This window comes from Bradyrhizobium sp. cf659 (assembly GCF_900113725.1).
GTDB lineage: Bacteria > Pseudomonadota > Alphaproteobacteria > Rhizobiales > Xanthobacteraceae > Bradyrhizobium.
The window spans coordinates 1,447,069-1,472,383 of the sequence record NZ_FOQJ01000001.1 but is presented as its reverse complement, the minus strand read 5'-3'; the positions used below and the strand labels follow the sequence as shown (position 1 = coordinate 1,472,383).

The 25,315-nt window shown below is 57.6% G+C and carries 21 protein-coding genes and 1 pseudogene; 15 read left to right on the top strand and 7 right to left on the bottom strand.

Annotation, left to right across the window (positions count from 1 at the left end; translation table 11 throughout):
• The first annotated feature begins 57 nt into the window (after positions 1-57).
• A complete protein-coding gene (locus BM118_RS42200) occupies positions 58-363 on the top strand; it encodes a Crp/Fnr family transcriptional regulator (RefSeq protein ID WP_244550073.1) in 306 nt (101 codons plus the stop codon).
• A gap of 129 nt (positions 364-492) precedes the next feature.
• On the opposite strand, the gene BM118_RS07235 is transcribed toward BM118_RS42200, so the two are convergent.
• Positions 493-1,902 carry a glutamate-1-semialdehyde 2,1-aminomutase gene (locus BM118_RS07235; RefSeq protein WP_092183506.1) on the bottom strand — a complete coding sequence of 470 codons (1,410 nt, stop codon included), beginning with the start codon at positions 1,900-1,902 and terminating at the stop codon, positions 493-495.
• Positions 1,903-2,266: 364 nt separating this feature from the next.
• Between BM118_RS07235 and BM118_RS07230 the strand changes: the two genes are divergently transcribed.
• From BM118_RS07230 to BM118_RS07210, 5 genes are all read left to right on the top strand, one after another.
• Positions 2,267-2,449 (top strand): hypothetical protein, encoded by a 183-nt coding sequence (locus BM118_RS07230; protein WP_143099436.1) that lies wholly within the window; start codon positions 2,267-2,269, stop codon positions 2,447-2,449.
• Positions 2,450-2,479: 30 nt separating this feature from the next.
• Positions 2,480-3,061 (top strand): dTDP-4-dehydrorhamnose 3,5-epimerase family protein, encoded by a 582-nt coding sequence (locus tag BM118_RS07225; RefSeq protein WP_092183502.1) that lies wholly within the window; start codon positions 2,480-2,482, stop codon positions 3,059-3,061.
• A gap of 233 nt (positions 3,062-3,294) precedes the next feature.
• Positions 3,295-4,467 carry a methyltransferase domain-containing protein gene (locus tag BM118_RS07220; RefSeq protein ID WP_244550111.1) on the top strand — a complete coding sequence of 391 codons (1,173 nt, stop codon included), beginning with the start codon at positions 3,295-3,297 and terminating at the stop codon, positions 4,465-4,467.
• 29 nt (positions 4,468-4,496) lie between these two features.
• Entirely contained in the window at positions 4,497-5,858 is a 1,362-nt protein-coding gene (locus BM118_RS07215; RefSeq protein WP_092183500.1) for a DUF4910 domain-containing protein, read from the top strand.
• A gap of 144 nt (positions 5,859-6,002) precedes the next feature.
• Entirely contained in the window at positions 6,003-6,365 is a 363-nt protein-coding gene (locus tag BM118_RS07210) for a VanZ family protein (protein ID WP_177234073.1), read from the top strand.
• A 46-nt stretch (positions 6,366-6,411) separates the two neighbouring features.
• Here BM118_RS07210 and BM118_RS07205 read toward each other — a convergent pair whose 3' ends face one another.
• Positions 6,412-8,445, bottom strand: coding sequence for an HlyD family type I secretion periplasmic adaptor subunit (locus BM118_RS07205; protein WP_143099434.1), 2,034 nt, complete (start codon positions 8,443-8,445; stop codon positions 6,412-6,414).
• Between the two features lie 69 nt (positions 8,446-8,514).
• Positions 8,515-10,656 carry a type I secretion system permease/ATPase gene (locus tag BM118_RS07200; protein WP_092184332.1) on the bottom strand — a complete coding sequence of 714 codons (2,142 nt, stop codon included), beginning with the start codon at positions 10,654-10,656 and terminating at the stop codon, positions 8,515-8,517.
• Positions 10,657-11,006: 350 nt separating this feature from the next.
• Here BM118_RS07200 and BM118_RS07195 point away from each other — a divergent pair, with 350 nt between their 5' ends.
• The 4 genes from BM118_RS07195 (at position 11,007) to BM118_RS07180 (ending at position 15,909) form a co-directional block, all read left to right on the top strand.
• Positions 11,007-12,362 (top strand): glycosyltransferase family 4 protein, encoded by a 1,356-nt coding sequence (locus BM118_RS07195; RefSeq protein ID WP_092183498.1) that lies wholly within the window; start codon positions 11,007-11,009, stop codon positions 12,360-12,362.
• Between the two features lies 1 nt (position 12,363).
• Positions 12,364-13,497, top strand: coding sequence for a radical SAM protein (locus tag BM118_RS07190; RefSeq protein ID WP_092183496.1), 1,134 nt, complete (start codon positions 12,364-12,366; stop codon positions 13,495-13,497).
• Between the two features lie 17 nt (positions 13,498-13,514).
• The gene (locus tag BM118_RS07185; RefSeq protein ID WP_092183494.1) at positions 13,515-14,720 is read left to right on the top strand and encodes a glycosyltransferase family 4 protein; all 1,206 of its coding nucleotides are present in this window, start codon (positions 13,515-13,517) and stop codon (positions 14,718-14,720) included.
• A 472-nt stretch (positions 14,721-15,192) separates the two neighbouring features.
• Positions 15,193-15,909 carry a hypothetical protein gene (locus BM118_RS07180; protein WP_143099433.1) on the top strand — a complete coding sequence of 239 codons (717 nt, stop codon included), beginning with the start codon at positions 15,193-15,195 and terminating at the stop codon, positions 15,907-15,909.
• A 37-nt stretch (positions 15,910-15,946) separates the two neighbouring features.
• Here the strand turns inward: BM118_RS07180 and BM118_RS07175 are convergent, their stop codons facing one another.
• Both BM118_RS07175 and BM118_RS07170 read right to left on the bottom strand, forming a co-directional pair.
• Complete coding sequence (locus tag BM118_RS07175) at positions 15,947-16,174, bottom strand: cold-shock protein (RefSeq protein ID WP_092183490.1); 228 nt, start codon at positions 16,172-16,174, stop codon at positions 15,947-15,949.
• 868 nt (positions 16,175-17,042) lie between these two features.
• On the bottom strand, positions 17,043-17,288 hold the full coding sequence (locus tag BM118_RS07170) for a DUF1488 family protein (RefSeq protein ID WP_177234072.1): 246 nt from the start codon (positions 17,286-17,288) through the stop codon (positions 17,043-17,045).
• Between the two features lie 402 nt (positions 17,289-17,690).
• Between BM118_RS07170 and BM118_RS40010 the strand changes: the two are divergent.
• Positions 17,691-17,795 (top strand): annotated as a pseudogene (locus BM118_RS40010) (NAD-dependent epimerase/dehydratase family protein); the annotation flags it as partial.
• A gap of 13 nt (positions 17,796-17,808) precedes the next feature.
• Entirely contained in the window at positions 17,809-18,327 is a 519-nt protein-coding gene (locus BM118_RS07165; protein ID WP_249762101.1) for a DapH/DapD/GlmU-related protein, read from the top strand.
• Positions 18,328-18,812: 485 nt separating this feature from the next.
• Here the strand turns inward: BM118_RS07165 and BM118_RS07160 are convergent, their stop codons facing one another.
• On the bottom strand, positions 18,813-19,844 hold the full coding sequence (locus BM118_RS07160) for an IS110 family RNA-guided transposase (RefSeq protein WP_092183486.1): 1,032 nt from the start codon (positions 19,842-19,844) through the stop codon (positions 18,813-18,815).
• A gap of 760 nt (positions 19,845-20,604) precedes the next feature.
• On the opposite strand from BM118_RS07160, the gene BM118_RS07155 reads away from it, so the two are divergent.
• Together BM118_RS07155 and BM118_RS42195 are read left to right on the top strand one after the other, a co-directional pair.
• Positions 20,605-21,810, top strand: a complete 1,206-nt coding sequence (locus BM118_RS07155) for an acyltransferase family protein (protein WP_244550072.1) — start codon at positions 20,605-20,607, stop codon at positions 21,808-21,810.
• Positions 21,744-22,292, top strand: a complete 549-nt coding sequence (locus BM118_RS42195; protein WP_092183482.1) for an alpha/beta hydrolase family protein — start codon at positions 21,744-21,746, stop codon at positions 22,290-22,292. Before BM118_RS07155 ends, BM118_RS42195 begins: the two co-directional genes overlap by 67 nt.
• A 445-nt stretch (positions 22,293-22,737) precedes the next feature.
• On the opposite strand, the gene BM118_RS07145 is transcribed toward BM118_RS42195, so the two are convergent.
• On the bottom strand, positions 22,738-23,040 hold the full coding sequence (locus tag BM118_RS07145) for an Hpt domain-containing protein (RefSeq protein WP_092183480.1): 303 nt from the start codon (positions 23,038-23,040) through the stop codon (positions 22,738-22,740).
• A gap of 820 nt (positions 23,041-23,860) precedes the next feature.
• On the opposite strand from BM118_RS07145, the gene BM118_RS07140 reads away from it, so the two are divergent.
• On the top strand, positions 23,861-25,282 hold the full coding sequence (locus BM118_RS07140) for a zinc ribbon domain-containing protein (protein WP_143099432.1): 1,422 nt from the start codon (positions 23,861-23,863) through the stop codon (positions 25,280-25,282).
• Positions 25,283-25,315: the final 33 nt, after the last annotated feature.

Genomic DNA, 25,315 nt, shown 5'->3' with positions numbered 1-25,315 from the left:
ATCCGATCGAGGACTTCTGGGGTGTGCCGGAGCGATGAGCCCTGTGGGGCCCACCAGGTGCTGGCAGATACCCTCACCTTGGTGATGACCATGAGCCAAAAGAACTGCGTGGCGCGCATCGCCTGGCTCTTGTTGCGCATTCGGCCACACTTGCCGGCGGACCCCAAACGCCCTGGCGCGCTCCGACTTCAGTTACCCCGGGCTGATATCGCCGATCACGTTGGAACGTCGCTCGAAACGGTTTGTCGTACCCTGGCCGAGTTCAAGGCGAAGAAGGTCATCGACCTTCCCAATCGCAAGACGATCAAGTTCACCGATCTTGAGGGGCTCGCGAGGATTTCCAACGGGCGGGCCGTTGATTAAACCGTTTCGTGTTGTGAGCGTCTCGCCGCGACTGTTCTTTGTGGTTCGCGGCGGGTATCCTCGGACGTCGAACGTGATCAGATTGAGGCTTTCACAAATACAACCCGCCGCGCGCCAGGCCTTGATCGATTAACTGGCTTTCGCATCGCTTGAACCGCGAACTTTCGTTCTCGGCGTTCCGGCCGAAGTCGAAGTGGCCCGTCGACGGAACACCGGTGCGACCGGTCTGCCAATCAGATGGGCTTCCGGCCCGTCCTCCAACGCCTTCTGATATACGGCGAGTGCGCCGTCGATGGCCTCGATGGTTCGGTCGATATCATCGTTGGTGTGCGAATAGCTTGTGACCAGTGAGGGCGCTAGCAAGCCGCGGCGGATTGTCTCCTGGAGAAACAATGTGCGGAAGGTCTGTGATGGCACTCCGTCACGATCACAACAAGCATAGACCATATTGGACGTCCGGCCGGCGAGCTTGAAATAGCGGGTTAGTCCGCGGCGCTGCGTGGAGTCTTCGATGCCGGTCTTCAGGCGACTTCCTTGGCGGTGGAGCGTCTCGATGACTGGTTCGTCACGATAGGTGTTCATGACGGCCAGGGCCGCAGCCAAAGCGTGAGTCTCGGCACCATGTGTCGTCGAAAGCAGGAAGACGCGATCGCGATCATGATTGAGGCCGCCCAGCTCCATGATTTCGCGTCTGCCGAGCAGCGCAGAAATTGCGATCCCGTTGCCCATCGCCTTGCCGAAGGTCGATAGGTCGGCCTCAATTCCATGGTGACGTTGGGCAGAGCACTCCGGCCATCGAAAGCCAGTGATCATCTCGTCGATGATCAAGAGAGCACCGTTCCGATGACACAGTTTGCGCAGTGTGGCGAGATATCCCGGCGTCGGCGGTACCTCCTTTTCGGCTTCGAGGATCAGGGCTGCCAACCGACCCGGGTATCGAGCGAACAGCGCCTCCGCCGAGGACAGGTCATTGTACCGGAATCCCTGTGTCAACTGCGCCACAGCCCGAGGAATGCCGGCGTTCATGGGTGTCGTGCAGATCGCCCAGTCGTCGTAAGAGAAGAAGGGCTGATCGGAGCAGAGCGCTATCATGTCCCGGCCCGTATAAGCTCGGGCAAGCCGGATGGCAGCCGTCGTGGCAGTTGATCCGTCCTTGGTGAATTTCGCCATTTCGGCAGCGGGGACGAGCTCGATCAGGCGCTCCGCACATTCGACCTCAAGTGCCGAAGGCCGCGTAAAGTTTGTGCCTTGTGACAGCTGCCCGACTGCGGCCTGCACGACAGCTGGAAAGCCATGGCCTAGCGACACCGCGCGCAGTCCCATTCCGTATTCGATGAACTCGTTGCCGTCGACGTCCCATACATGGCAGCCCAAGCCTCTCGAGATGAAGCCTGGCGCGAGGAGCGGGTACTGATCGTCGCCCTTCGCGTAAGTATGTGCTCCGCCCGGGATCGCAGCGCGCGCTCGAAATCGCAGCGCTCCAGACGTTGCGAAGTTGTTCAGATTTGTTTCCGAGAAAAAACTTGACCTAATATTCATCGCCAAAGCCCTCTCAACGCGTGATGTTCGAAGAACCGCAATTACGCGCCGCCCGGATGCATTTGATGACACAAGAATGTCACGTATTTGAGGGTTCTCAACTCGGCATCAGCCGCGACCAGGATTCCAGACGATCTTTCCCAATTGCCGCAGTTCGGTTCAGGCTGATTGCAAAGGTAGTCGACCTTTCGACAATCTCCGTTTTGGGGCGGACGCAGCTGGCCTGGCGGGGTACAGCACCCCGCTACCCATAGCATCGTTTGAACGCCGCCATTGCATAGCCCACCGTTATTGAGCTTTGTCAGATTGGCGAATTCAGCTCTGGCTAGGCTGTCGTGAGGTCATGTCACGGATTGAGCAGGCAATGTCTGAATTCGATCAACTCAGAACCGCAACCTACGCAACCCAGTTCAGGGCCGCGAAAGCGGCGAGCCGAATTCCCGAATGGCCTGTCCTCGGTATCGCATTTGCGCTGGTCAGCGTCGTTGCGTGGGATCTAGCTCTGCTGTGGCTTGCCGCCAAACTCTGTCGGATCGTGTTCCTCTAGTAGCCTGAACCCAGCTATTTCATCTGCCTCATGATATTTTCCGAAACAATCCTCGCCGGCGCCTACACGGTGGAGGTAGATAGGCATCAGGACAACCGGGGATACTTCGCTCGGGTATTTTGCGCCGATACATTTCTTGCGCACGGTCTCAAGCCTGTCGTCGCGCAGGCAAGTATCAGCTACAACGCAAAACGCGGTACGCTGCGCGGCCTGCATTTCCAATATCCCCCAGCGACGGAAAACAAGTACGTCCGATGCACCAAGGGGGCGGTGGCCGACGTGATCGTCGACCTGCGGCCGGAATCGGCAACCTATTTGCGACATGTCATCGTTAACCTCTCCGCGGACAATGGCCGCGGGCTCTACATACCGGAGCGCTTCGCGCATGGTTTCATCACGCTCACTGACGATACGGAGCTGATTTATCTAATCAGCAACTATTACACGCCAGGCGCGGAAGGCGGGTTGCCGCATGACGATCCTTCGCTTGGAATTTCCTGGCCGGCAGAGGTGCGCGTGCTCTCGGATCGTGACAGGGCATGGAAGCCCCACAGCAGTATCGGGGACGAATTGAAGGCTCGCATGAATATCGCTGTCCCCAAGAGGTCGTAGGCGAGGGCTCCACGTTCGCAAAAAGCAAACGTGACTTGACGACCGTCAATAGCTCTGCCCCGACCAACGCTAGCGTGTCGGTGACATCACAGATTGCCACCGGCAGGAGCCATAGAATGCTGAAAGAAGCGGCATCCACCCTTAACGTCAAAGCACCGACTGCGCATGCAGTGGAGTTGAGCTGTTGTCGTTTCTGCAGCGCGCCTCTTGAACGTGTGTTTATCGATCTCGGAATGTCTCCGTTGGCCAATTCCTATCTTCGGAACGAGAAGGCCAAACAAGACGAGCGTTTCTTTCCGTTACGGGCTTACGTTTGCGGAGAGTGTTTCCTTGTCCAGCTCGAGGAATGGGAGGCGCCGGAGAATATCTTTGGAGACTATGCCTACTTTTCATCCTACAGCGATTCATGGCTGCAGCATGTTAAGTCCTACGTCACCCGAGTCATCGAAAGGTTCGGAATCGGGGCAAACAGCAAGGTCGTCGAGATCGCGAGCAACGACGGCTATTTGCTGCAATACTTTGTCGAAGCCGATGTGCCGGTTCTAGGCATCGAGCCGGCTCAGAACGTCGCTGCCGTTGCGCGCGCGAAGGGCATTCCGACTCGTGTGGAGTTCTTCGGCGAACGTGCAGCCCGTACCTTGCGACGCGAGGGGCTACGCGCTGATCTATTGATCGGAAACAATGTCCTGGCTCACGTGCCAAATTTGAATGACTTCGTCAAAGGCATGAGCCTTCTTCTCGCCGACGCGGGGGTCATCACGATGGAGTTCCCCCATCTGATGCGTCTGTTTGACGAGTGCCAGATCGACACGATCTATCACGAGCATTTTTCATACTTCTCGTTCATCGCTGTCGAGAAGATCTTTGCGGCCCACGGCCTGACATTGTTTGATGTCGAAGAGTTGCCGACCCATGGTGGCTCGTTGCGAATCTATGCTCAGCACGCCAACAAGGGATGGCATCCGATCTCTCATCGGGTACTGGATCTCAGACGCCGCGAAATCGATGCCGGATATGCCAATCTTGATCACTACGACGCGTTCGAAGAGCGCGCTATGGAAACCAGGCAAAAGCTTCTTTCCTTTCTTGAGGATGCAAAGCGACAGGGCAAGCGTGTTGTCGGGTACGGCGCCCCAGCCAAGGGCAACACACTCTTGAACTACTGCGGCATTACCTCGGACCTCATTGAGTATACGGTCGACCGAAACCCACACAAGCAGGGGTCGTTGTTGCCGGGATCTCACATTCCAATTCTCGAGCCCGAACGCATCAACGTGACAAAGCCGGACTACATCCTCATTCTACCCTGGAACCTGAAGCGGGAGATCGTTAGCCAGTTGTCATTCGCCCGCAGCTGGGGAGCTCAGTTCGTGGTGCCGATACCCGAGCCCAGGATCGTGGATTGAGCCAACCGGATACCGGAGGGACGTGGAGCATGGATGACATTGCAAGGCATGCAGACTTCGCGGACCTCAGGGAGAGTGACGCGGCCGTTGACCTGTCAGCGGACAAGACCGGACGTGCACTCCACGAGTTTATTGCAGATATGTATCCCATCTCCCGCAGCATAACGGGGGATGGGACCCGAAGAACGATCGATCTCATCCGAAACTATGTCCCGCTTACCACGTGCGAAGTACCGTCCGGCCTCCAGGTATTTGATTGGACCGTTCCACTGGAGTGGAACGTGCGTGATGCATATGTCAAGAACAGCGCCGGCGAGCGCGTGATCGATTTCAGGAAGTCGAACCTGCACCTCCTTGGCTACAGCATACCGGTGAGGGCGCACATGACGCTCGACGAGCTCAAGCCTCACCTCTACTCGGATCCGGATAAGCCGGACTGGATTCCCTATCGGACAAGCTATTACCAGAAGACCTGGGGCTTCTGTCTGCCGCACAATGAACTATTGGCAATGCAGGAGGACGATTACGAGGTTTGTATCGATACCAGCCTCGCACCGGGTCATCTGACTTACGGCGATCTGAGACTGCTTGGTCGCACCTCGGACGAGGTGCTGATCTCCTGCCATATCTGTCATCCGTCGCTCTGCAATGACAACCTGTCCGGGATCGCGGTCGCAACCGCGCTGGCGCAGCACCTGCGGAAGATGGAGCTCAGGTATACTTATCGCTTCGTATTCATCCCCGGCACTATTGGAGCGATCACCTGGTTGGCGCTCAACGAGGCTCATGTCGGTCGGGTGAAGCATGGATTTGTGTTGACCTGCGCCGGCGATTCGGGGGCGATGACCTACAAGAGGAGCCGCCGCGGCAACACAGAGATCGATCGAGCCTGGTCCTATGTGCTTGAGCAGAGCGGCGAACCGTACGAAATCCAGGAGTTCTCACCTTACGGCTATGACGAGCGGCAATATTGCTCGCCTGGCTTCAATCTACCGATCGGGACCGTGATGCGAACGCCCTTCGGTAGATTTGCGGAGTATCACAGCTCGGCCGATAATCTGGACTTTGTTCGCCCTGCTGCGCTGTACGATACTCTAACGAAGGCGATTGCAGCTATCGACGTCATCGAGAACAACGCCTGCTTTCGGAACGAGAAGCCGTTTTGCGAGCCAAAATTGGGCAATTATGGCCTTTACCGAGGATTGGGCGGGCTCGCGGCCGGAGACTTCCAGATGGGGCTGCTATGGGTCCTGAACATGTCGGACGGGGATCGTTCGCTCCTCGACATCGCCGAACGATCCAAGTTGCCTTGGGCGGTGATAAAGGAAGCGGCCGCCGCGCTGAGCCGAGCGGGTCTCATCAAGCAAACCGAGCCGGGCCCGACAAACTAGTTTCGTCAGGGCGGGTGGTGTTTGGCCGCCGATAGAGGTTGAGACAGCTGAAGGGCGACGAGTTGATGGTGTCCGCTGGAAAACGGCTCGCCAGCACGTCGAATTTGAGCATTCCCGGACCAGCGAGAGGTCATGATACAAAGGGTGGCGCTCATTGTCGGGTGGGTGGTACTCGCGTTCATCACGTTCGCAACGCTAACACCAATTCAAGGTCGTCCGAGGTTGGCTGGCCTTCAACTGGAGCACTTCGCTGCCTTCGCTGTAATGGGCTTTGCGTTTGGGTTCGGCATAACACGTCGTACATGGGCTGTTCTTGCCATGGTGATCCTCAGCGCGCTTGCTCTCGAAGGCATGCAGTTGCTAACGCCGGATCGGCATGGTCGGATTCTCGACGCCGTAGTGAAGGTCATTGGAGGAGTATGCGGGGTCGGCGCCGGCCGTTTAGCTCCGAGCTGGCGGCATCTCATCGATATCCTGACCTCGCCATCCGCGAAACGTCATCAGTAACAGCGCGTGGTATTTGCAGCGATACCCTTGCACAGTTACTCGCGCGCTACCGCTCCCGCAAGCTTTCCTGCTTATACCGCATGATCGGTGATAAGAGATAGCTAATGACACTGCGTGATCCAGACTTGATCTCGATGGTGGCGGCCATACCGGGAGAAAGGCTGACACGCTTGTTCTCGATGTTCATGTAGCTGCGGTCGAGCGACACCCGCGCCGCGTAGACAAGCTCCTGTCCATTGGGTTCGCTGCTGGTTGTCCCGGCGCCGAGAGGCTTGGTGTTGCCGTTCTCCGGTGGCTTGTTCCGGGGAATGGCATCCTGGGAGATGTTAATCACCTTGCCATGTAGCAGTCCGTACCGGGTAAAATTGAAGGTATCGATCTTGATGGCGGCGTCCTGGCCTGCCTCGACGAAGCCGATATCCTGATTCGAGATCATGGCCTCAACTTCGAGATTACTATCGATTGGAACGATCATCATGATTGGTTGCGCCGGCGTGACGACACCCCCGATGGTATGAACCGCGAGTTGCTGTACGACGCCATCGATTGGCGCAGTCAGGTTTTGCAGGCCGGTGTGCCGCTCGGCTTTGATGACGTCCTGGCTTAGACCGGCAGCCTTCTGTTCCGCCTTGGCGAGTTCCTCGAGCAACGTTCGTTCGTATTCGGCAATGGCCTTGTTGCGGTTCTCCACCAGAACCGCGATGGCGGCATCTGCTTCGCCAAAACGGCTTTGCTGAACGAGTATCTCCTGTCGTTGACCGAGTAGCTCTTGGTAGTCGGCCAAGTATTGCAGCTTGGAACCGAGTTCTTTCTGGTACAGCTGCTCGCGTATCTCGACGCGCTGCTGGAGCGGGCCGATTGTAGCCTTCAGCTTGTCGATCGACGCTTTCGAAGTGGCTCGTTCAGCTTCCTTTTGTGAGATTTGGCGGTCAATTGCAGCGAGTTTGGCAGCCTGCTCGGCGATTTGGCTGACGAGAAAGCGACGATGCATCTCGATCAGAGTAGGTGTGGCGGCTGGGGGCGGGTTAAACGCCGAAGCGGGATCAGTCTTATTTGACAGTAACGCCTTCAAGCGGGCGGCGTCGAGCTGCGCACTCATCAGATCGCTCTTGAGGTGGTTCAGCTCCGCAGCCGAAATGGTCGCATCCAGATCAATCAGGCGTTCACCGGCTCTGACGGTTTGGCCGTCGTGAATGTAGATCGCGCGAACAACGGCGGTCTCGAAGGGCTGGATGGTCTTGGTTCGGTCGCTCGGGATGATCTTGCCAGGAGCGATAGCAACAATGTCGATGGTTCCAAGGCAGGCCCAGAGCAGGGCGACAACGAAACCCGCCGTGATGCTGATGACGATGGTCCGTCCAACCGGCGAAGGAGGGGTCTCGATGATTTCGAGCGCTGCGGGGAGGAAAGCGAGTGCTTCGCTCGGATGAATCCCGCCGGAAGGCGTTAGCCCGACAACGGCGCGTCCGAGCTTGCGGGCGTGATCCGCGAAAACAATGACAGCGTTCCCGCTGTTCGCATTCCGGGGCGGCTCCGTCGGCGCGGCCGGCCGCTGCTTGGACATTGCAGGTGCGCGATGGGCGCGAGACGAAAACATACCAGCCAGTCGTGCCCCGACAATCAGGGAGCCCTCCATTGAACGCCGAATGAATTCCAGGCAGTATCGTGAAAAGCGCAGAAGCCAAGCGGTGATGGCGCGTCGTTGGGCGATCACGACGAGCCGTCCGTCCCAATTGGATTCAAGCTCGTATCTGGAAATGATAGATGGCCTTTCGGCGCCAGAGGTCATCACCACGGCCTCGTGGCCATGTATTTTTCCGAGTAGGAGAAAGCTTCGGCTGCGAATCGGGAGGATGCCAGGCAGGGCTGATGCCGATAGTCCGTCCCAATCGGTCAGAACACAGCTTGCAGAGAGATTGAGCTCCCTCGCATAAGCGAGCATTTCCGGGACACCGATAGGCGTGTAACCGGACCGCTGGCGAATGTGATCGAGGCTGCTGTCAACACCACGCAATCGGAGCAGTAGGTCGAGCACAAACAGCCCCGGATCGTCGAACGTCTCTGCCGTTGTCTGTTTCATGCGGCCTCGTCGATGCCGGCGTGAGCTCGACCGTGTCGCCTGTTGGTGTCGACGCAAGCGAAAGACAGACTATGTAAGGTCATGGAAGCCCGACTGTAGGCGGAAGAGCTTTGAATAGCGTCCTCCGCGCTTGACCAGCTCTTGATGAGAACCATCCTCGACCAGGCGGCCATCTTCAATCGTGATGATCCGGTCGGCCATTCGTAAGGCCGATAGCCGATGCGCAATGATCAGGACAGTACGGCCCTGCACGATTTTGGCCATGTTCTGTTGAACGATGTGCTCACTCTCGTAGTCGAGTGCGCTGGTCGCCTCGTCAAAGATCAGGATCCGGGGATCGGTTACCAGCGCGCGTGCAATCGCAATGCGCTGACGCTGTCCGCCGGACAGGCTGCTCCCGCGTTCGCCGACTATCGTGTCGTATCCGTTCGGTAGTTGTAGAATGAAAGTGTGTGCACCGGCCATCGTGGCCGCTTCAACCACACGCTCCATCGATGTCGCGGGATCCGCGAAGGCGATATTGTCCCTGATCGAACAGTTGAAGAGGACACTGTCCTGGAGAACTACGCCGATCTGTCGGCGCAGCCAGGCGGGGTCTACCTGAGTCACGTCGATCCCGTCGACCAGAACCCGGCCTCGCTCCGGGATATACAGCCGCTGCACCAGTTTGGCCAAAGTGCTCTTCCCCGATCCCGAGGAGCCCACTATTCCAATGACCTGTCTTGCCGGAACGTGCAGCTGCACATCTCGAAGGATCTCAGGCCCATCGATGCGGTAGCGAAAGGTCACCTGTTCGAACGCAATATCGCCTCGGATGCTATTCAGCGCCATTTTTCCAGGGCTGTAAACAGGCTCCGGCTCTGTATTCAGGATGTCGCCGAGGCGCGCGATCGAGAGTCTGGCTTGGTGAAAATCTTGCCAAGTCTGGGCTAATCGGAGGACCGGACCGCTGATGCGACCGGAGATCAGATTGAAGGCAACCAGCTCGCCAACAGTAAGATCGCCGGCCATGACGAACCGAGCGCCGAAATAGAGGATGGCGACGCCGACCAGTTTGTTGACAAGCTGGACCGATTGGCTGGACACGTTCGCCAGGCTGATGACACGAAAGCTCGCTGCGACGTATCCGGCGAGTTGTTGCTCCCAGCGGCGTTGCATCTGAGGCTCCACAGCCATCGCCTTGAGCGTTTCCATCGCGGTGACGCTCTCCACAAGAAAGGCCTGGTTCTCCGCACCCAGCTGAAATTTTTCGTCGAGCCGCCGCTGAAACAGAGGCGTCGCTCCGGCAGAAATCGCGACATAGACCGGAAGCGAAGCGAGAACGATCCAGGTTAGCGTTGGCGAGTAGAAGACCAGCACTGCAATGAAGACAACCGAAAAGGACAGGTCGATGACCAAGGTCAGAGCAGAGCTCGTCAGGAAATTGCGGATATTTTCGAGTTCCCTGACCCTCGCGACAGAGTCACCCACCCGCCGCGCCTGGAAGTAGCCGATCGGCAACGCCAACAGGTGACGGAACAGCCGGGCGCCGAGTTCGACATCGATTCGGTTGGTGGTGTGAGAGAAAAGGTATGTACGTAGAACTCCAAGGATCGTTTCAAACATCGCGGTCGCTACGAGGCCGATGGCAAGTACGTCCAGCGTGCTCATGCTGCGATGCACTAGAACCTTGTCGATAACCACCTGGAAGAAGAGCGGCGATACCAGGGCAAACAGCTGAAGGCAGAACGATGCTGCAAGGACCTCGAGGAGCAATCGCCGGTACTTTCGAATCGCGCCGAGAAACCACGTGATGTCGAAACGCCGCGCCAGATCGGAAAGAGAGGCTCGACGCGTCATCAGAATGACCGCGCCGTCCCAGACGGCTTCGAGTTCCATTCGCGACATCATGACCGGTTGCGGGCGACCCGGCTCGAGCGCGATGACCCGCTCCTCGGTGGCTTTTCCGAAGATAAGAAATCTGTTCTCACGAAGGATGGCGAGCGCTGGCATCGGCAGACCGGAAAGCCTAGACCAATTGGTCCTGACGACACGCGCCTTCAACCCGAGCTCCTTGGCACAGCGGAGAATCTCGGCGACCCTGATAATGGTCCCAAACTGATGACGGATGCGCTCAGGATCTATGGCGAGGCCGTTAAATCGGAGCATCATGACCAATGCGATCAACCCTTGATCGGGGATTGCGCCTGTTGGCTCAAGGTGCTCGGGCATCCTCTCTCCGCATTGCATCGAGCAGTTGCGATCCGGCAGTCACCGTGCAGTTCTCGCCGATCATGAAGATATGTCGTTTTGACGCCCGAGCGCGTCCTTAGACGCAGCCCGTATCCTCAGAATTGGGCAGCATTCCGACTCGAAGAGGGGCCAGCACCCCATCCTAGGCCGCGCACCGGTAGCGAGTTGACGGCCGTCAATATCGGCGCATAGCGGCCGCCTATCATCCTGCTGATGGTTGTAGTTGCGACGAGATCTGCCTTGCACCGCCCGACCGAACACCATTCTGCAGGCGTTGGTGTCGGCCCCGCAGTGTGGCCTGTTTCGGTCTCCAGACAAGGACCGCGGCGATGATGGAGCCTTCGTTCGATTTCAGCGAAGAAGTCGCTGTTTCGGTGGCGCGCTCAAGGCTGAGTCCGGAGCAAGATGTCCCGTCTTCTAGACGAGAACGGCTTGACGGATCGGGTCGGAACGCTCTGAAAGTGTTGTTTGCGAACAAGTTCTTCTTTCGCAACGGCGGCTCCGAAGTCGTGATGTTCGACGAGATGGAGTTGATGCGCAGGCGGAATGTTGACGTCGTCGAATTCTCCATGAATGACGATCGTAATATTCCATCACGCTTCCAATCGTACTTCGTTTCGCAGAAATCGTATCGCGCATCATCCAGACGCGAAAAGCTGAGATCGGCGTTATCCTTTATTCATTCATCCGAAGCTGTCTCGCAAATTGCGCGCCTCATCCGAGATGAGAAGCCGGACATATTGCACTGTCATAACATCTATCATCAGCTCACTCCCTCGATCGTCACCGCAGCGGCGGAAATGGGGGTTCCCGTCGTTCTCACGCTTCACGATTACAAACCGGTGTGTCCCGTCTATACGCAGCTTAGCAACGGACAGGTGTGTGCGAGATGCGGGGACGGCGCCTTCGAGACGATTCTCGCTCGCCGTTGCGCCGACGGTTCTCTAGGGCGCAGCGCTTTGCTTTGGGCGGAGGCGCGCTATCACGCGCTGCTGGGAAGCTATCATCGCGTCGGTAAATTCATTGCGCCGAGCAAGTTCATGTATGAGGCCATTGTCCGTCGGTTCGGTGCCGATAAGGTGGTTCATATTCCGAACGGGATAGACGCATCGCGTATCGATACCTCTGTCGGCGATGACGGATACGCACTGTATCTCGGGCGCCTGTCGCCTGAAAAAGGCGTTGAGGATCTCCTTAAAGCTCATGCGACAGCCCAAGGAGCCTGGCGGCTGGTGATCGCTGGCACTGGACCGCTTTTCGATGAGCTTCGGCGGAAATACCCTGCGGCGGAGTTCAGAGGGCATCTCACAGGCATCGACCTCGAGCGCACAATCAGGGGGGCGGGTTTGATTGTCGTGCCCTCCGTGTGGCACGAAAACAGTCCTCTCTCGATCCTTGAGGCGATGGCGCATGGCAAGCCGATCGTCGCTTCCCGCATTGGCGGAATTCCCGAATTGGTCAGGGACGGGACGACAGGTTTGTTGTTTGACCCTGGCGACGTTTCTCAACTCTCCGAAAACGTCAGAAGTCTTCTCGTCGATCGCAGTCGTCGCGAGGCGTTCGGCCGCAACGCACGCAAGATCGTCGAGAACGAGTACTCGCTTGAGGAACACGGTGCGACGTTGTTCTCGCTATACGAGGATCTGATTGCATCAGCCGGCCTACACAGGAAAGTTGGATCATAAAATGGACCTTACCGTCATTTCCACGTTCCGCTGCAACTCGAAATGTCAGATGTGTTACATCTGGCAGAATCCGACTGAGCCAAAGGAAGAGGTGTCGCTGGCTACGTTGTCGAAGCTTCCCTCCGGCTTCGACAATCTGAATGTGTCGGGTGGAGAGCCGACGCTTCGCAAAGACCTCGGAGAGATGATCGACCTTCTCTATCCGAAGGCAAGAGTGACGGAGATATCGTCGAACGGGCTGCATCCGGAGCGCCTCGTTCCGATCATCAAGAAACACCCCAACATCAAGGTACGCTTCTCGCTCGAGGGCGATCAGGAGACCAGCGATAGAATTCGCGGCGAGAAGGACGGTTACAGCACCAAGATCGCGGGACTTCGTATGTTGCGCGAAGCCGGCGGCACCGACCTTGGCTTTGCGATGGTCATCCAGGACGAAAACGTCGATCAGCTCGTCAATGTCTACGAGTTCGCTCGCAAGGAGGGATTCGAGCTGGCAACTTCCACGCTTCACAATGCGTGGCAGTTCTACAAGAACGACAATTACTTCTATGATCGGAAGGCAGTCGCGCGGAAGGTTGAGGGGCTTATTTCGGCGATGCTGCGTAGTCCGAAGCCAAAGAACTGGTTTCGGGCCTACCTGAACCTTGGCCTGATCGAGAAGATTCTCGGTCATGACCGGTTGATCCCGTGCAGTGCGGGTAAGGATTTTGCCTTCATCGACCCGTGGTCGGACGTATGGGCCTGCAACGTCCGCTCGGATCTCCCGATGGGAAATCTTGCGCGGGAATCATGGAACGACATCATGAATAGCGAGGCCGCTCAGCAGACACGGAAAAAGGTCGCGAGCTGTGGACAGAACTGCTGGATGGTGACGACCGCGCGGACCGCGATGCGGTCCAACGTGGTCCCTCAGCTTCCGAAAGGCGAGCCGTTGTTATGGGTCATCAAGAACAAGCTCAAGGTCTCGATCGGCAAGAGCATATGCTTTGACAGCTATATTGATTATTCCGACGTGCGTCCGTCGCCGCACGTCGAGCGAACGTCGTTCTTGAACAAGAATGTCAAGGCCCGGCTGGTCAAGGGCCGCATAACCCCGGACGAGCATTACCCGTTGCGAAAATTTATGAACAATTAGATTGGGAGGAAGTCCAGATGAGAAAGCGTGAGATCTACATGTTCGGCTTCCGTGGCTTCCCTCAAATTCAGGGTGGTATCGAGACACATGCGGAAAATCTCGCACCAAGGATGGTCGAGCTCGGCAGGCGGGTTACCGTCTGCATGCGGTCGCCCTATGTTCCGCCGGATGTCCCCAAAGTATGGAGGGGAGTGCGGGTACTGCGGCTGTGGACTCTAAGCAACAAGTACCTCGAGACTCTGCTCCATTCCGTAGTCTGCGCAATTGTTGCAATGGTGCGGCGTCCGGCACTGGTCCACATTCATGGCATAGGTCCTGCAATTGTAACGCCATTGCTTCGTGCTGCCGGCCTGCGGGTCGTCGTCACGCATCATGGTGAGGACTACAATAGAGAAAAATGGGGCCGGGCAGCGCGCATGGTGCTGAGGACCGGCGAAGCTCTCGGAATGCGCTACGCTACTAAGCGCATCGCGGTCAGCCGCAGCATAGGCGAGCTCATCACTTCCAAATATGGCAAACCCTGCGAGGTGGTGCCTAATGGCGTGGTATTCTCGGACTTGCCACAGCAGAGCGAAAAGGTGGTCGAGTTGGGATTAGAGCCAGGACGATACGTATTGACGGTCGGGCGGCTTGTTCCTGAGAAGCGACAACTCGATCTGTTGCGCGCATTCCTGGCAACAGCGCTGCCGGGATGGAAGCTCGCCATAGTTGGAAAGATCGACCACCGGAATGAGTACGCAGATCAGCTGGTTAGAGAAGCGGCCGGCCACCAGAACGTTGTCATGGCCGGATTTCAGACCGGCGACGGCTTGCGACAACTCTACGCCCACGCCGCGCTGTTCGTCTTGCCGTCGTCGCATGAGGGGCTGCCGATCGTGCTGCTTGAAGCCCTTAGCTATGGATTGCCGGTGCTGGTAAGTGATATCGCACCTAACCTGGAGGTGGTGGCTGATCCCGAACACATTTTCCATGTCGGTGATTGTGAGGAGTTGGGTACGAAGCTGTTGGCGCTGACGAAGACGCGTCTGAGCGCAACCGAGCGCGAAGTAGTACGCCGCGAGAGCGCCATGCGGTACGATTGGTCCGATATCGCATTGCGAACGCTGGACATCTACGATGACCTGCTTGGCCGCAAAGGGCAGCAAGGTGATCTGTCGCGCGCAAGCTGGGCCACCAGCGCAAGGTCGCAACATTCGGCATACGGCAGACCTGCCAACCATTGAGGTATTGCCAGAGCCTCTTGACGACAAAGTCTGGCAACATATGCGCGCCCCATGCGTTGATCGGGTTGAAGTGATGCTGCGCCCGGGCTGGCGGCGCAGAGGATTGTGGCGGTTACTCGGAGCCTGATTTCAGGTCGGACGTCCCCGGTTCGCAGTGCTGAGATCTCAGCTTTTGTGGTCGTCCCGCAACTATTGGGTAGGCGATGGCGCCGGCCATGGCCGACGGGCGTGGCGTCCAAAGTCTGCAGCCAGCGATCGAAATCCTGGCGAGTCACGGGCTTTTGCGACCGGATGCTATCGGTCGGCAAAGCTAGCCGCCAGCACTAGCTCGATTTCCCCCATTGCCTAGATAATGAACATAGATTGGGCTTCCGAAAGCGGCAGAACCCTGAAAGGCTCCGGGTTGGGGATTCGCAAGCCCGACGAAGCTAGCCAGGTGTCAAAGCGCCGGGCGTTGCTGGATTATGTGAGAATGAGCAGGGTGGATGAGCTAACGACCAGTGAGATTGACGAGCGGATCGTTTCGATCATGGAGCTGGCCGGTGAAAATTTAGTGCGCTTGTCCGATCCGTCATTCGAGTTCGTGCCGGAGCGGATGACAGGAGGGATATCGGCCATTCATCTGCGCCTGAAAGCGGAGCTGGCTGCGCTTCTTAAGCTTCGGACCGTATACGGCGATCTGATCCTTTGTCGCATTGTTGCCGGCAACTATCCTTGGACCCATGACCAATTGTCGCCGTATCAACATTTGAGACTCGCGTGGCTACAGCTCACGCAGCTGCGCAGCATGTTTGATCATTCCATGACTGAGCTCGAACGCCTTCACAACGAAACGCTAGAGTTGCTTTCTATCGATGTCGAAAGAGCAGTTTCTGATGGCTCTCCTCGAATGAGGGCGGTCGAGCGGAACACGCGGGCAGATCGCTGGTTCGAAGTTGTGCCGCAGCACGAAGCGCCAACGTTCGAGACCATGAGGATAGCAAGCGAGTTGTCGATCGATGACGCACTCATCGCGGAGTACTGTGACGCTGCGCGGCGCGAGCTATTGGGAGAGATCGACGCGACCGTACAAATCGTTAATTCCAGCATCGCTGGTTTTTTGTCGGACCATGGGGACGGTCTGATAGACCTTATTGGTCGTTACAACGACATGATCGAGAACCTCCAACTCCGGCATGGCCGGAAGTGAGGCAGGCTTCGAACTATCGATAATACGAAAGTTCTATTCATCCCGCAGAATTGGACTCATGGGATCCGACTCGCAGCTGACTGGCTGTTACCCTGCCTCCAGCGGAAACGAGCTCGTAGCTCACCCTTTGCCCTTCGATGAGCGTTGGCAGTCCGGCTTCCTCGACGGCGGACATATGAACGAATATATCCTTGCCTCCGCCGTCGGGCCTTATGAAGCCGTAACCCTTGAACTTATTGAACCAGACTACGAATCCGTTAGCCAAGGTTCCTCCGGCATCCGCATGATCTAGTCTGACGTAAAGATTGCGAAGCGTAGAAATTCACATCGGGCGTAGAATGACTTCTTTTTGCTCAAACACCGGTTGTTACCCCTTGGTCCGATGAGGGGTGAGTTTCGTTCATTCAGACTGACCAGCGCTGCAAAAATGCCGCGCATAAATCGAAACTCTGGGTCCAAGGGCTCACATCCCCACAATAGATATGCCAATTTTGCTGCGCAAATAAGCAATATGCCGCGTTTATTTGCAGATATGCTTCCTGCTTTGCGTGTGTTGTAGGCGCAAGCGCCTCTCGAAACTTCAATCAGCTTAAAATAGAATATGCTGCAGTTCGCTATTAGTTGCAAAGACGCAGTGGTAAAGTGATCGCGATCTGAAAGCCCGGTTAACTCAAAAAGAGCTACGGCAATATGGAATGTCGCGCAACGCACCCCTTTCGCGACAACCAGCTGGGGTCTGGGGCGAAATGCATCCGCGACGAGGAGGGATCAGCAGAGCAGGAGCCTGCCTTGGTCTCGTCGGGAGGCGCAAGTTTGACAGGTATTTGTGATATTCTACGACCGTCCGCGTGAGATGACGTCACTCGAGTGCCGGAGATTGAAGTCGAATCACCTCGTCAGATCGACAAGTCGGAGCGGGAGCTTTAGCCTACTAGCAATTTTCCTCACCGCCTGTGGCGTTCTTCCAAGGCTTCGTGAGACCGCGTGCAAGCTCTTTCCCTCTGAAATGAGCAGCCGTACCTGCTCGATTTCGTCATGGCTCCATGGCGGAGCAAGTTTTTGCTTGGCGGTCTGCGGGGTCAACACTATTGCGCTCCGTTTTAGGCGGTTACGAAGGGGCAGGGGTTTCGGGGCTAGGGAAGCGGCGTGAGCTGGTAAGTCGTGACAATTGGTCTTGTTTGCCCCGCATCATAGTTCTGGCTGGCTATAGCCTGGATGGCCTCGCGATGCCGATTATAGGTCGCGCGAATGTCCATTTCATCGGTGCCATCGACCGTTGCGCGATCAATAAGAGCGTCCCAATCAACTTTGCAGATCACTCGTTTGTGACCGTCAAACATCGCGAACAGGATACCGGAATGTAGGTCAACAACGGTCATCTCTCCGGAAGGGTCATGCCGAAGGGGCATCGCTGCGGATCTCCGTTGCGCACTTCGTCGCGCTGTTTGCTCCGGGGCTCAGGAGGTGCTCTCGCACTACGCCCTGTGCCGGCGGAGACTGCCTTGCACGAGCTGGAAGCTAGGGAAATGAAGCGATGTTGAATCTGATCACGGTCAAGTTGTGGGACCGGCCCCGGGCATCAAATTGCCTCATGCCAAAGGAGTTTGCTATCGACTCTCCGCAATAGCTGTCTCTGGTCCGCTTGTCCGAACCAGCGTCGCGCTCGATTGCGCCGCAAAGGATTCTGGATGGTTTGAGATCGCGCTGCTTGCGTTCTGCGCAGATTTTATGCTGTCGACGATTGATTGGGCGATTAGTGACTTCGCTTGGGGGGAGCAGCCATGACCGATCGACCGACTGTCCTCGTCACGGGAGGCGCCGGCTATATCGGCTCGCATGCCTGTCGGGCGCTGACTGCCGCCGGCTATCAGCCCGTCGTTTATGACCTCGGCAGGTCGCGTGCTGCCTGAGCGCGTGCTGGAGCTACGCGCGAGGTTGCAGGGCGAGGCGCACCACCTGCAGGTCTCTTCCATCGACAAGTTTCCGCGCATGACCGACTATGTAATCCCCGAGGGCGTACGCATTGCGGATGCCGACCGGGTTAGGTTGGGCGCACACCTGTCGCCTGGCACCACAATCATGCACGAGGGCTTCGTCAACTTCAACGTGGGCACACTGGGAGAGTCCATGGTCGAGTGGCGTGTCACACCAGGCGTGACTGTCGGCCGCAACAGTGATGTAGGTGCAGGCGCGTCCATTATGGGTACGCTGTCTGGTGGCGGCAAACAGGTCAACTCGGTGGGCGAAAGGAGCCTGATCGGCGCCAATGCCGGCATTGGCATCTCGTTGGGTGACGAATGCATTGTGGAGGCCGGGCTATATGTCACAGCAGGCAAGCAAGGTACGTACCCCCGAGGGCAAGATCGTGAAGGCAAAGGAACTGTCAGGTCGGTCAGGCTTGCTTTTTCGCCGCAATAGCCAGGGCGGCGCGATCGAAGGCGTCTACACAAACGGCGAACGCTGGGGCGGCCTCAACACCGAACTGCATGGCAATAGCTAGCATCCACCGATGGCTGAGGGAGTGCTGGGCAGCACCGTTCAGCCATGCGGTTCAGCATGATCAGAGCGCTTCGAGGAACGCGAGCATCCGGTCGTCAGGCCGGTGCGACCGGGCTAATTGCCACCTCGCCGACAGGGCCATGTGTGGACGGCTCCTGGTTGGCAAGGAGAATCTTCACTTTGCGGCGTTGGTCGGAGCGGCCATGTGTTCGGCCTGTTAGCGCGGTTCACGTGACCGCTGGCCATAATGCCCTCCGCGGATCAGGTCCCGGTCAAAACCACGCATTCGAAGATGCCATGGCCCATGTGGGTTGTCCTGATCGCCGGATCGACCGGCGCTGCATTAAGTGCTGTTCGCCCTTCCAACCGTTACGTCACACCCGAATGTCCGGCTGTGATCTCGTTCACGCCGTGAGAGCGGCGGGTTCCCTGTAGCGTTCGTTCCTGGCCATCATCGCCCATGCCATCCTGGCGAGCTTATTGGCGAGCGCGATCGCGGCGACCTTGGTGGGACGCCGCGCCAACAACGCTGTGAGCCAGGGCCGATGCCGCGCACCATGGATCTTGGCATAGCGGATCACGGCGAGTGCACCTGCCGTGAACAGGCTGCGTAAGTAGCGATCGCCTTGTTTGCTGATACTGCCAAGCTTGTCCTTGCCCCCGCTCGAGTTCTGCTTCGGCACGAGCCCAACCCAGGCCGAGAAATCCCGACCCGATCGGAAGGCCTTGGCATCGGCAACGCTCGCGACCAGAGCTGTCGCCAGCGCCGGCCCGACGCCAGGGATCGCGTCCAGCCGTTTGCTCGTCGCGCTTGATCGATGCCAGACGATAATGCGTCGGTCGAACTCCAGAATCTGAGCCTTCAGTGCCCGCAATTGACTGCCGAGAGCCGCAAGACATGCGCGGGCCACCTCCGGGAGCCGGCGGTCGGCTGTATCGGCGACGACTTCCAGCAATTGCTCGACACCCCGGCGCCCGACGGGAGCGACAATCCCGAACTCGGCAAGATACGCGCGGATCGAATTGATGACGGCGGTCTGCTGGCGAACGAACAGATGGCGCGCTCGATGAAGCATCAGGCCGCTCTGTTGCTCGACCGTCTTGGTCGGCACGAACCGCATGTTGGGTCTCGTGACCGCCTCGCAAATCGCCTCCGCATCGGTGGTGTCGTTCTTCTGCCGCTTGACGTAGGGCTTCACATAGGCCGGAGGCATCAACCGCACCGTATGCCCCAACGCCTGCAGTTCGCGGGACCAATAATGGGATGACGCGCAAGCCTCGATCCCCACCAAGCACGGTGACAACTTCTCAAAGAAGGACAGCACGAAACGGCGCTTGAGCTGGCGGCGGATCACCACCTGACCGGCTGCATCGACACCATGCACTTGAAAGACCGACTTCGCGATATCCAGACCAATCGTCGAAATTGACTGCATAGGCTGCTCCTCCGAATCGTGGGAGCCTCAAACGGCGCCCACTCCTTGGCACTCTCGTGCCCGTGGAGGAGCCGTCCACAGCATCAAAACCGGACCTCTCATCGCCAAGCCGTAGGGGCGATCCCGATATCTGCTACGGGAGCGCCTGTTTCGGCCGTGGGCAGTCAGGTCTGGTCTACCATCAAGTTCGGAAATCTCCGGGCAACGCGCAGACGGTCGCGAAGGGCCATGAAGCGACATTCAGACGCCCTTTACCGTTGCCTTCAGTTTGGTCATGGCGCCGGGACCTTCTCCACGTCCAGCAGGGCCCAAGCCTTGTCGAACAGCGACTTTGTTGGACCGTAGAGGCGGAATCTGATGGGCGGCGCGAACCCGCTGCATGGGTATTACGCGCCAGCGCGATGGATCAGACAGAACCGTACGTCGGAGTTTTCGGTCGCTCCGACCGTCAGCAGCATAACGTCCGAAGTGCGCTGCCCTTGGTTACGGCCCTAGCGATGCCCAATCGGCTGGACCTCATTTTTTCTGCTCGCAGCTTCGTGGTCGCGCATCTCGCACGGAGTGATCCTTACCGGACACCATTGAGCTATTGCTCATTTTTCGATCAGGCAAGCCTTCCAGGTTTGACTGACGGCGAACCCGTTCTTGAGAACCATCAACTTTGCTTGCCCGAAGACCGATACGCGTTGAGCGTGTGTGCGGGCGGAAATCAGCTTCTTCCTGAGCTTCAGTCCGTCGCGCGACCGTACTCTGGGGAGAGATGGGGGAGAATGTGATTGGATTTCGTTCAACGACCGGAATGACGTCTAACCTTCCCGATTGGCTCGATCTGGCGCGCGGGCTCGCAGCCGTCGAAGTCCTGATTTTTCATTCCTATCAACTACTGTTCGAAGAGCAGGTCCCCGGGCCAACCTACGGCGGCCCGATCGTTCTCGCCTATTCCTTGCTATGGGCTTTGAGCGGGCACGGTGTTGCGGCCGTCATCGTCTTCTTTGTGCTCAGCGGCTATCTGGTCGGCGGCCCGGCACTGGTTCGCGCGAAAAATGGTGAACTGAACGCCATAGATTATTTCTCCGCGAGAGCGTCGCGACTTTATGTCGTGCTGATCCCGGCGCTCGTGGTTTCCTTCTTCTTCTATGTATCGGCCAGGCACTCAGACAGATGGGAGGCATTTGTTGCGTCCCACCAATATCTCCTTGCAGCTTCTGGACTGTTCTCGGCCAGCGAGAGCCCGGCCGCAGCCCTGTGCAACGGGCTATTTCTTCAAACCATTGCCTGCTCAACATACGCAGGCAATCTTGCCTTGTGGAGTTTGTCCAACGAGTTCTGGTACTATGTGTTGATTTTTGCGTTGATATCAGTCCGCAAGAGGCCAGGCTGGAGTTTGGTGATCGTCGCGATCCTTGCGCTCTTCGTCGTAGCAGAGCGCGCGGATGTTCGCGGCTATCACACGGGACTGAAGTTCATCTTCTATTTTCTGATCTGGTGTGTCGGCGCCTTTGTCTATGCCATCGTGGCGCCGCTCTTGGTGTGGTTGCTCGGCTTTCTGATGTCCCTTGCCGGGATTTATCTCTTGCACGCCAAGGGGCTCTTGCCCGCGTGGGCAGCGTATCATCTGACGGTCGGCATACTCACCGCTACGGTTATCCTGAGCATAGAATTAACAAGTATATCGCTGCCGTCGTTTCTGCGTTTCGCGCGTGATCTCGCTAAATGGAGCTTTTCGCTCTACGCAATTCACTATCCGATCCTGGTCTTTCTCAATGTCGCCATGGCTGCCGACCATCGCGATTTTACGGTGGGGTCGCTTGGTCTCAACGTGCTCTTCATCGTGTGTTGCTTGCTGGCGTCGTTCATCTTCTATCTCCTGTTCGAGAGACACACGGACGCCGTTCGACCTTGGCTCAGGAACGTCATCAGGGAACGTCCATCCAAGCTGCGGGTGGAAAAGTCGCTACTTCCTTAGCGCATTTCATCCTAACCCTGCTCGACGACAGCCGAGCAATCGCCGACCGCGCAAAGGCCGCCGGCGTCGAAGTGCGCCTAGACGTATTTCCAGGGATGCTGCACTCATTCCAGATGATGGCTGGCCGCGCTTCCGAAGCCCTCGACGGTGAGGATCTCATGCAGGAGACGCTGTTCGAGGTCTTCGAATGCTCGCTTGCGCTTGCGGCGGGGGTGCTCGGGGATGTGTTTCCGTGCTTGGCTCTTGCCGACGATCCGGACCTGCCAACTCTCCACGATTACGCGTTGCGCGCGATGGAGCGCATCCTTCAACTCAACTCGATTGCTTGTCGAGAGAGCGCTCTACACGGGCTGGGACACTGGCAACGAGACTACAGTGAGAAGGTGACCCAAATCATCGATCGCCTTTGCGAGGCGCATTCTAAAGCCGACCTTCGGCTTTTGGCCTATGCTCAATCCGCCCGCTGCGGATGCGTGCTGTGATCCTTGAAACGGAGTCCGGCGCACATGGTGGAGCCGTGTCTAACGATCAGCACTGCGTCGCCAGTGTGGGAGTCCTGTTCGAACTTTGAGATTCCATCTACAAGATATCCGTTCGTTAGACGCCGCTGGCTGAAGCTAGCTCAAATTTGCCCATGATGGACTGGAGCGAGAGTTTAGTTGTTTCAATGAGTTAGAAGGCGGCGGGTGCACGATGTGTGCACCGGAAGATCAAAGAAAATCTAACAACAGCCAACGTGAGCAGCTTGAACTGAACGCGCTGCGGGTGTCAGCGGCGGGCTGATGTTCGGGAGGGGAGTGATCTAGTCTAGTTCGGCAAGCCGCGAATTTGCGTAGGTCAATTGCCGGGACTCAATTCACGGAATGGGCGGTTATGGAACGTGTCCATCGCTGCCAAACGCCACACGCCGTTAACGGGCCGAAATTTTTACGCGAGGTTATAAGTCTCAAAATCTTCAAGTCGTTGCCGTGCTGGGTTCGCGAATTTGTTGTCAATGACCATCTCGGCAATCGCTCTTAAAGCAGCGTCGCGCGTGGCGGCACTGGGTAGAAATGGGTCGAGGGGCGAGCCATCGTGAACGTCCGTTTGCAACGCGGCACATGCCTCTGCCAGTTCGTTGAAGCCGAGCATGCCCGTCGGGCCCGCGAAGGCATGGGCTTCTCGCGACAGATCCTCGCGATATGTTGGAGAAACCGGCTGGGAAAACTTGCGCGAAAGTTGTTGCGCCACGGGGCTTTGCTACCGATTTCGGGGGCTCGAAGTGTCCCAAGAACCGCCCTTTCCCTGTAATTTTCCCTATGAGCAGGGAATCCGCCATCGGAGACCGGTTTCGCCCGACTGCATCCGCCACCAGGGTTTTCAGACGCTTAGCAGAACGACGGCCGCAACGAACGCGAGCCGTTTTACAGTGCATCTTATAGCTTGTCCTCGCTTCGAGCGTCTCAACGAGCTGCCAAACGATGCGCTGCTATCGCGAAGTGCGAAAAGCCAGCAGCAATCGGGTCTGGTGCCTTGAGGCTTCGCTGATTCAGCCTGCTCAAAGTACGACGTTGTCGTGTGGGTGCCTGCGCGTTCACCGCAATCGTTCAGCAGGCTGGACGCACCGTGCCGTCGGACTGTGCCCTTCGTGGCGGGCCGTGATGTTTTGCTACAAGAGTGAACGATCTCACACTTGTCTCCGCTGAGGTAGCATATGCTGTCAACGCAACCGGCGGAGATGCCCATGCACCGAGGCCTGAATTCGTTTCGCCGCGCAATCGGTCTGTTCGAACTGGTCAGCAACGATGCCGCTGCGATACGCCTAAAATCAGACGCATTTCGGTCATTGAAACTTTGCAAGTTTGGATTGTGCTACGCCAGTGTCCGCAAGATCTGAGATCTGGGGAGGCGGCCATGATCTTAAGCTAAGCGCGATTGCCTTGTATGTTCTCGGTCCCGTTTGATCAAGAAGTGTGCGTGTTTGCTTGAAATTTTCATGATCACGGCCGGTTTGACGGCGTAAGTAGCCACGCTGCTGGAATTTTCTCGAATTCTCGTTGAGTCGGCATCAATGACGATAGCTTGTCACAATTGCCACCGCGACAATCCTGCCGGGAGGGGATTCTGCCAGTATTGCGGAAGCCGCCTCGTACCGCCGTCACCAGAACCCGATATCGCCGATCGCGACGAAGTGCAGCGCTTGCTTGAGGCGTTGCGCGAAAGCAAGCACGCTATCAACTCGATGCAACAGGACCTCGACACCGCGACGCGCGAACTGGATGAAGCAAGGGATGAGTTGAAGGTCCTGAGGGAAAAGGCAATCACCGACACGGTGAACGATGCCGAAGAGCGCATGGCCGAGCAAGGTCGCCTACGCGACCGTCTTGCGGAAAGCCAGAAGAGCGTCGAGACCCTACAGTCGGAGCTCAAGGCCGCGAGATCGCAGTTCGGCTCCGTTCAAGAGCAGCTCAAGGAGGAGGTCGCAGCCAGTCACGCGAAGATCGCGTCGCTCGCGCTTGATCTCGAGACGGCCAGGGAAAAGGTTGCGGCCGAGTTTCATGGCAAGGTCGCGGCGAGCGAGAAGCTTGTCGATGCACTAAAACAGGACCATGCCAGCGAGATCAGGAAAGTCGCAGACGATCACCAGGGGAAGATCGCGGCGCTGACGCACGATCTCGCGACGGCCAGGGAAAAGATTGGAGCAGAGTTCCATGGCAGGCTAGTGGCAGGCGAGAAACTCATCGAAACGCTGAGACAGCGGCATGCCAGCGAGATCGGGAAAGTCGCAGACGGTCACCAGGAGAAGATCGCGCAAAAGGAAGCGCTGATCGAGGAATTGACGGCGAAGCTGCAGGGACTCGCCGGAGGCGGCAACGCGTCCGTTCCGCCCGTTCTGCCGGTCACGACGACTAGGCGATCCTTCGGCACGATGGCGATGGCGGCGCTGGCGACGGTTTCGACCGGTGTCGGTGGCGCTGGAGGATACTTCCTTCTGCCCGGCAACGACTCGGCTCCCGACGATCTGCGGGCCAAGCTGGCTGAGGCGAACAAGCTCAATCGCGAAATGCAGGAGGCTTTGCGGTCCCAGCACGAGGCCTATGAGAGGATCAACAGCGATCTGAAAAGAGCTGAGAGTCAGATCAAGAACCAATCTTCGCCCAATCCCGGTACTGACGCGAACGAAGAGCTTCAGCGGCAGCTGACCGAGGCCCGCGCCGCAACTCAGCAGCAGCAGAGCAGGCAGGCGGCGCTTCAGGCAGAGTTCGACCGGAGCAAGCAGGACATTGCGGCGCGGGATCAGACCATCGAGCAGTTGAATAAGCAACTACGGGACGCCAAAGCCCCGGACACGCGGGCGCAGGATCCGAAGCCTCAGGACGCGAGGCCGCAGGAAAAGGACGTGCGGCCAAAGCCTAGAGGGCACAGCATCGATCTGGAAACCACGATCAGAAACTTCGAACGGGAATACGGTATTCCCAGAATTGGCAGGTGAGTTGCTTTCCCTGTGACCGAGATCCTGCCCTCA

Coding starts and splice junctions, on each gene's coding strand:
- BM118_RS07180 (WP_143099433.1), top strand. CDS start 15,193: ATGAGCAGGGTGGATGAGCTAACGACCAGTGAGATTGACGAGCGGATC.
- BM118_RS07195 (WP_092183498.1), top strand. CDS start 11,007: ATGATGGAGCCTTCGTTCGATTTCAGCGAAGAAGTCGCTGTTTCGGTG.
- BM118_RS07205 (WP_143099434.1), bottom strand. CDS start 8,445: ATGAAACAGACAACGGCAGAGACGTTCGACGATCCGGGGCTGTTTGTG.
- BM118_RS07155 (WP_244550072.1), top strand. CDS start 20,605: ATGGGGGAGAATGTGATTGGATTTCGTTCAACGACCGGAATGACGTCT.
- BM118_RS07160 (WP_092183486.1), bottom strand. CDS start 19,844: ATGCAGTCAATTTCGACGATTGGTCTGGATATCGCGAAGTCGGTCTTT.
- BM118_RS07230 (WP_143099436.1), top strand. CDS start 2,267: ATGTCTGAATTCGATCAACTCAGAACCGCAACCTACGCAACCCAGTTC.
- BM118_RS07200 (WP_092184332.1), bottom strand. CDS start 10,656: ATGCCCGAGCACCTTGAGCCAACAGGCGCAATCCCCGATCAAGGGTTG.
- BM118_RS07215 (WP_092183500.1), top strand. CDS start 4,497: ATGGATGACATTGCAAGGCATGCAGACTTCGCGGACCTCAGGGAGAGT.
- BM118_RS07170 (WP_177234072.1), bottom strand. CDS start 17,288: ATGACCGTTGTTGACCTACATTCCGGTATCCTGTTCGCGATGTTTGAC.
- BM118_RS07185 (WP_092183494.1), top strand. CDS start 13,515: ATGAGAAAGCGTGAGATCTACATGTTCGGCTTCCGTGGCTTCCCTCAA.
- BM118_RS07220 (WP_244550111.1), top strand. CDS start 3,295: ATGTCTCCGTTGGCCAATTCCTATCTTCGGAACGAGAAGGCCAAACAA.
- BM118_RS07190 (WP_092183496.1), top strand. CDS start 12,364: ATGGACCTTACCGTCATTTCCACGTTCCGCTGCAACTCGAAATGTCAG.
- BM118_RS07225 (WP_092183502.1), top strand. CDS start 2,480: ATGATATTTTCCGAAACAATCCTCGCCGGCGCCTACACGGTGGAGGTA.
- BM118_RS07140 (WP_143099432.1), top strand. CDS start 23,861: ATGACGATAGCTTGTCACAATTGCCACCGCGACAATCCTGCCGGGAGG.
- BM118_RS07235 (WP_092183506.1), bottom strand. CDS start 1,902: ATGAATATTAGGTCAAGTTTTTTCTCGGAAACAAATCTGAACAACTTC.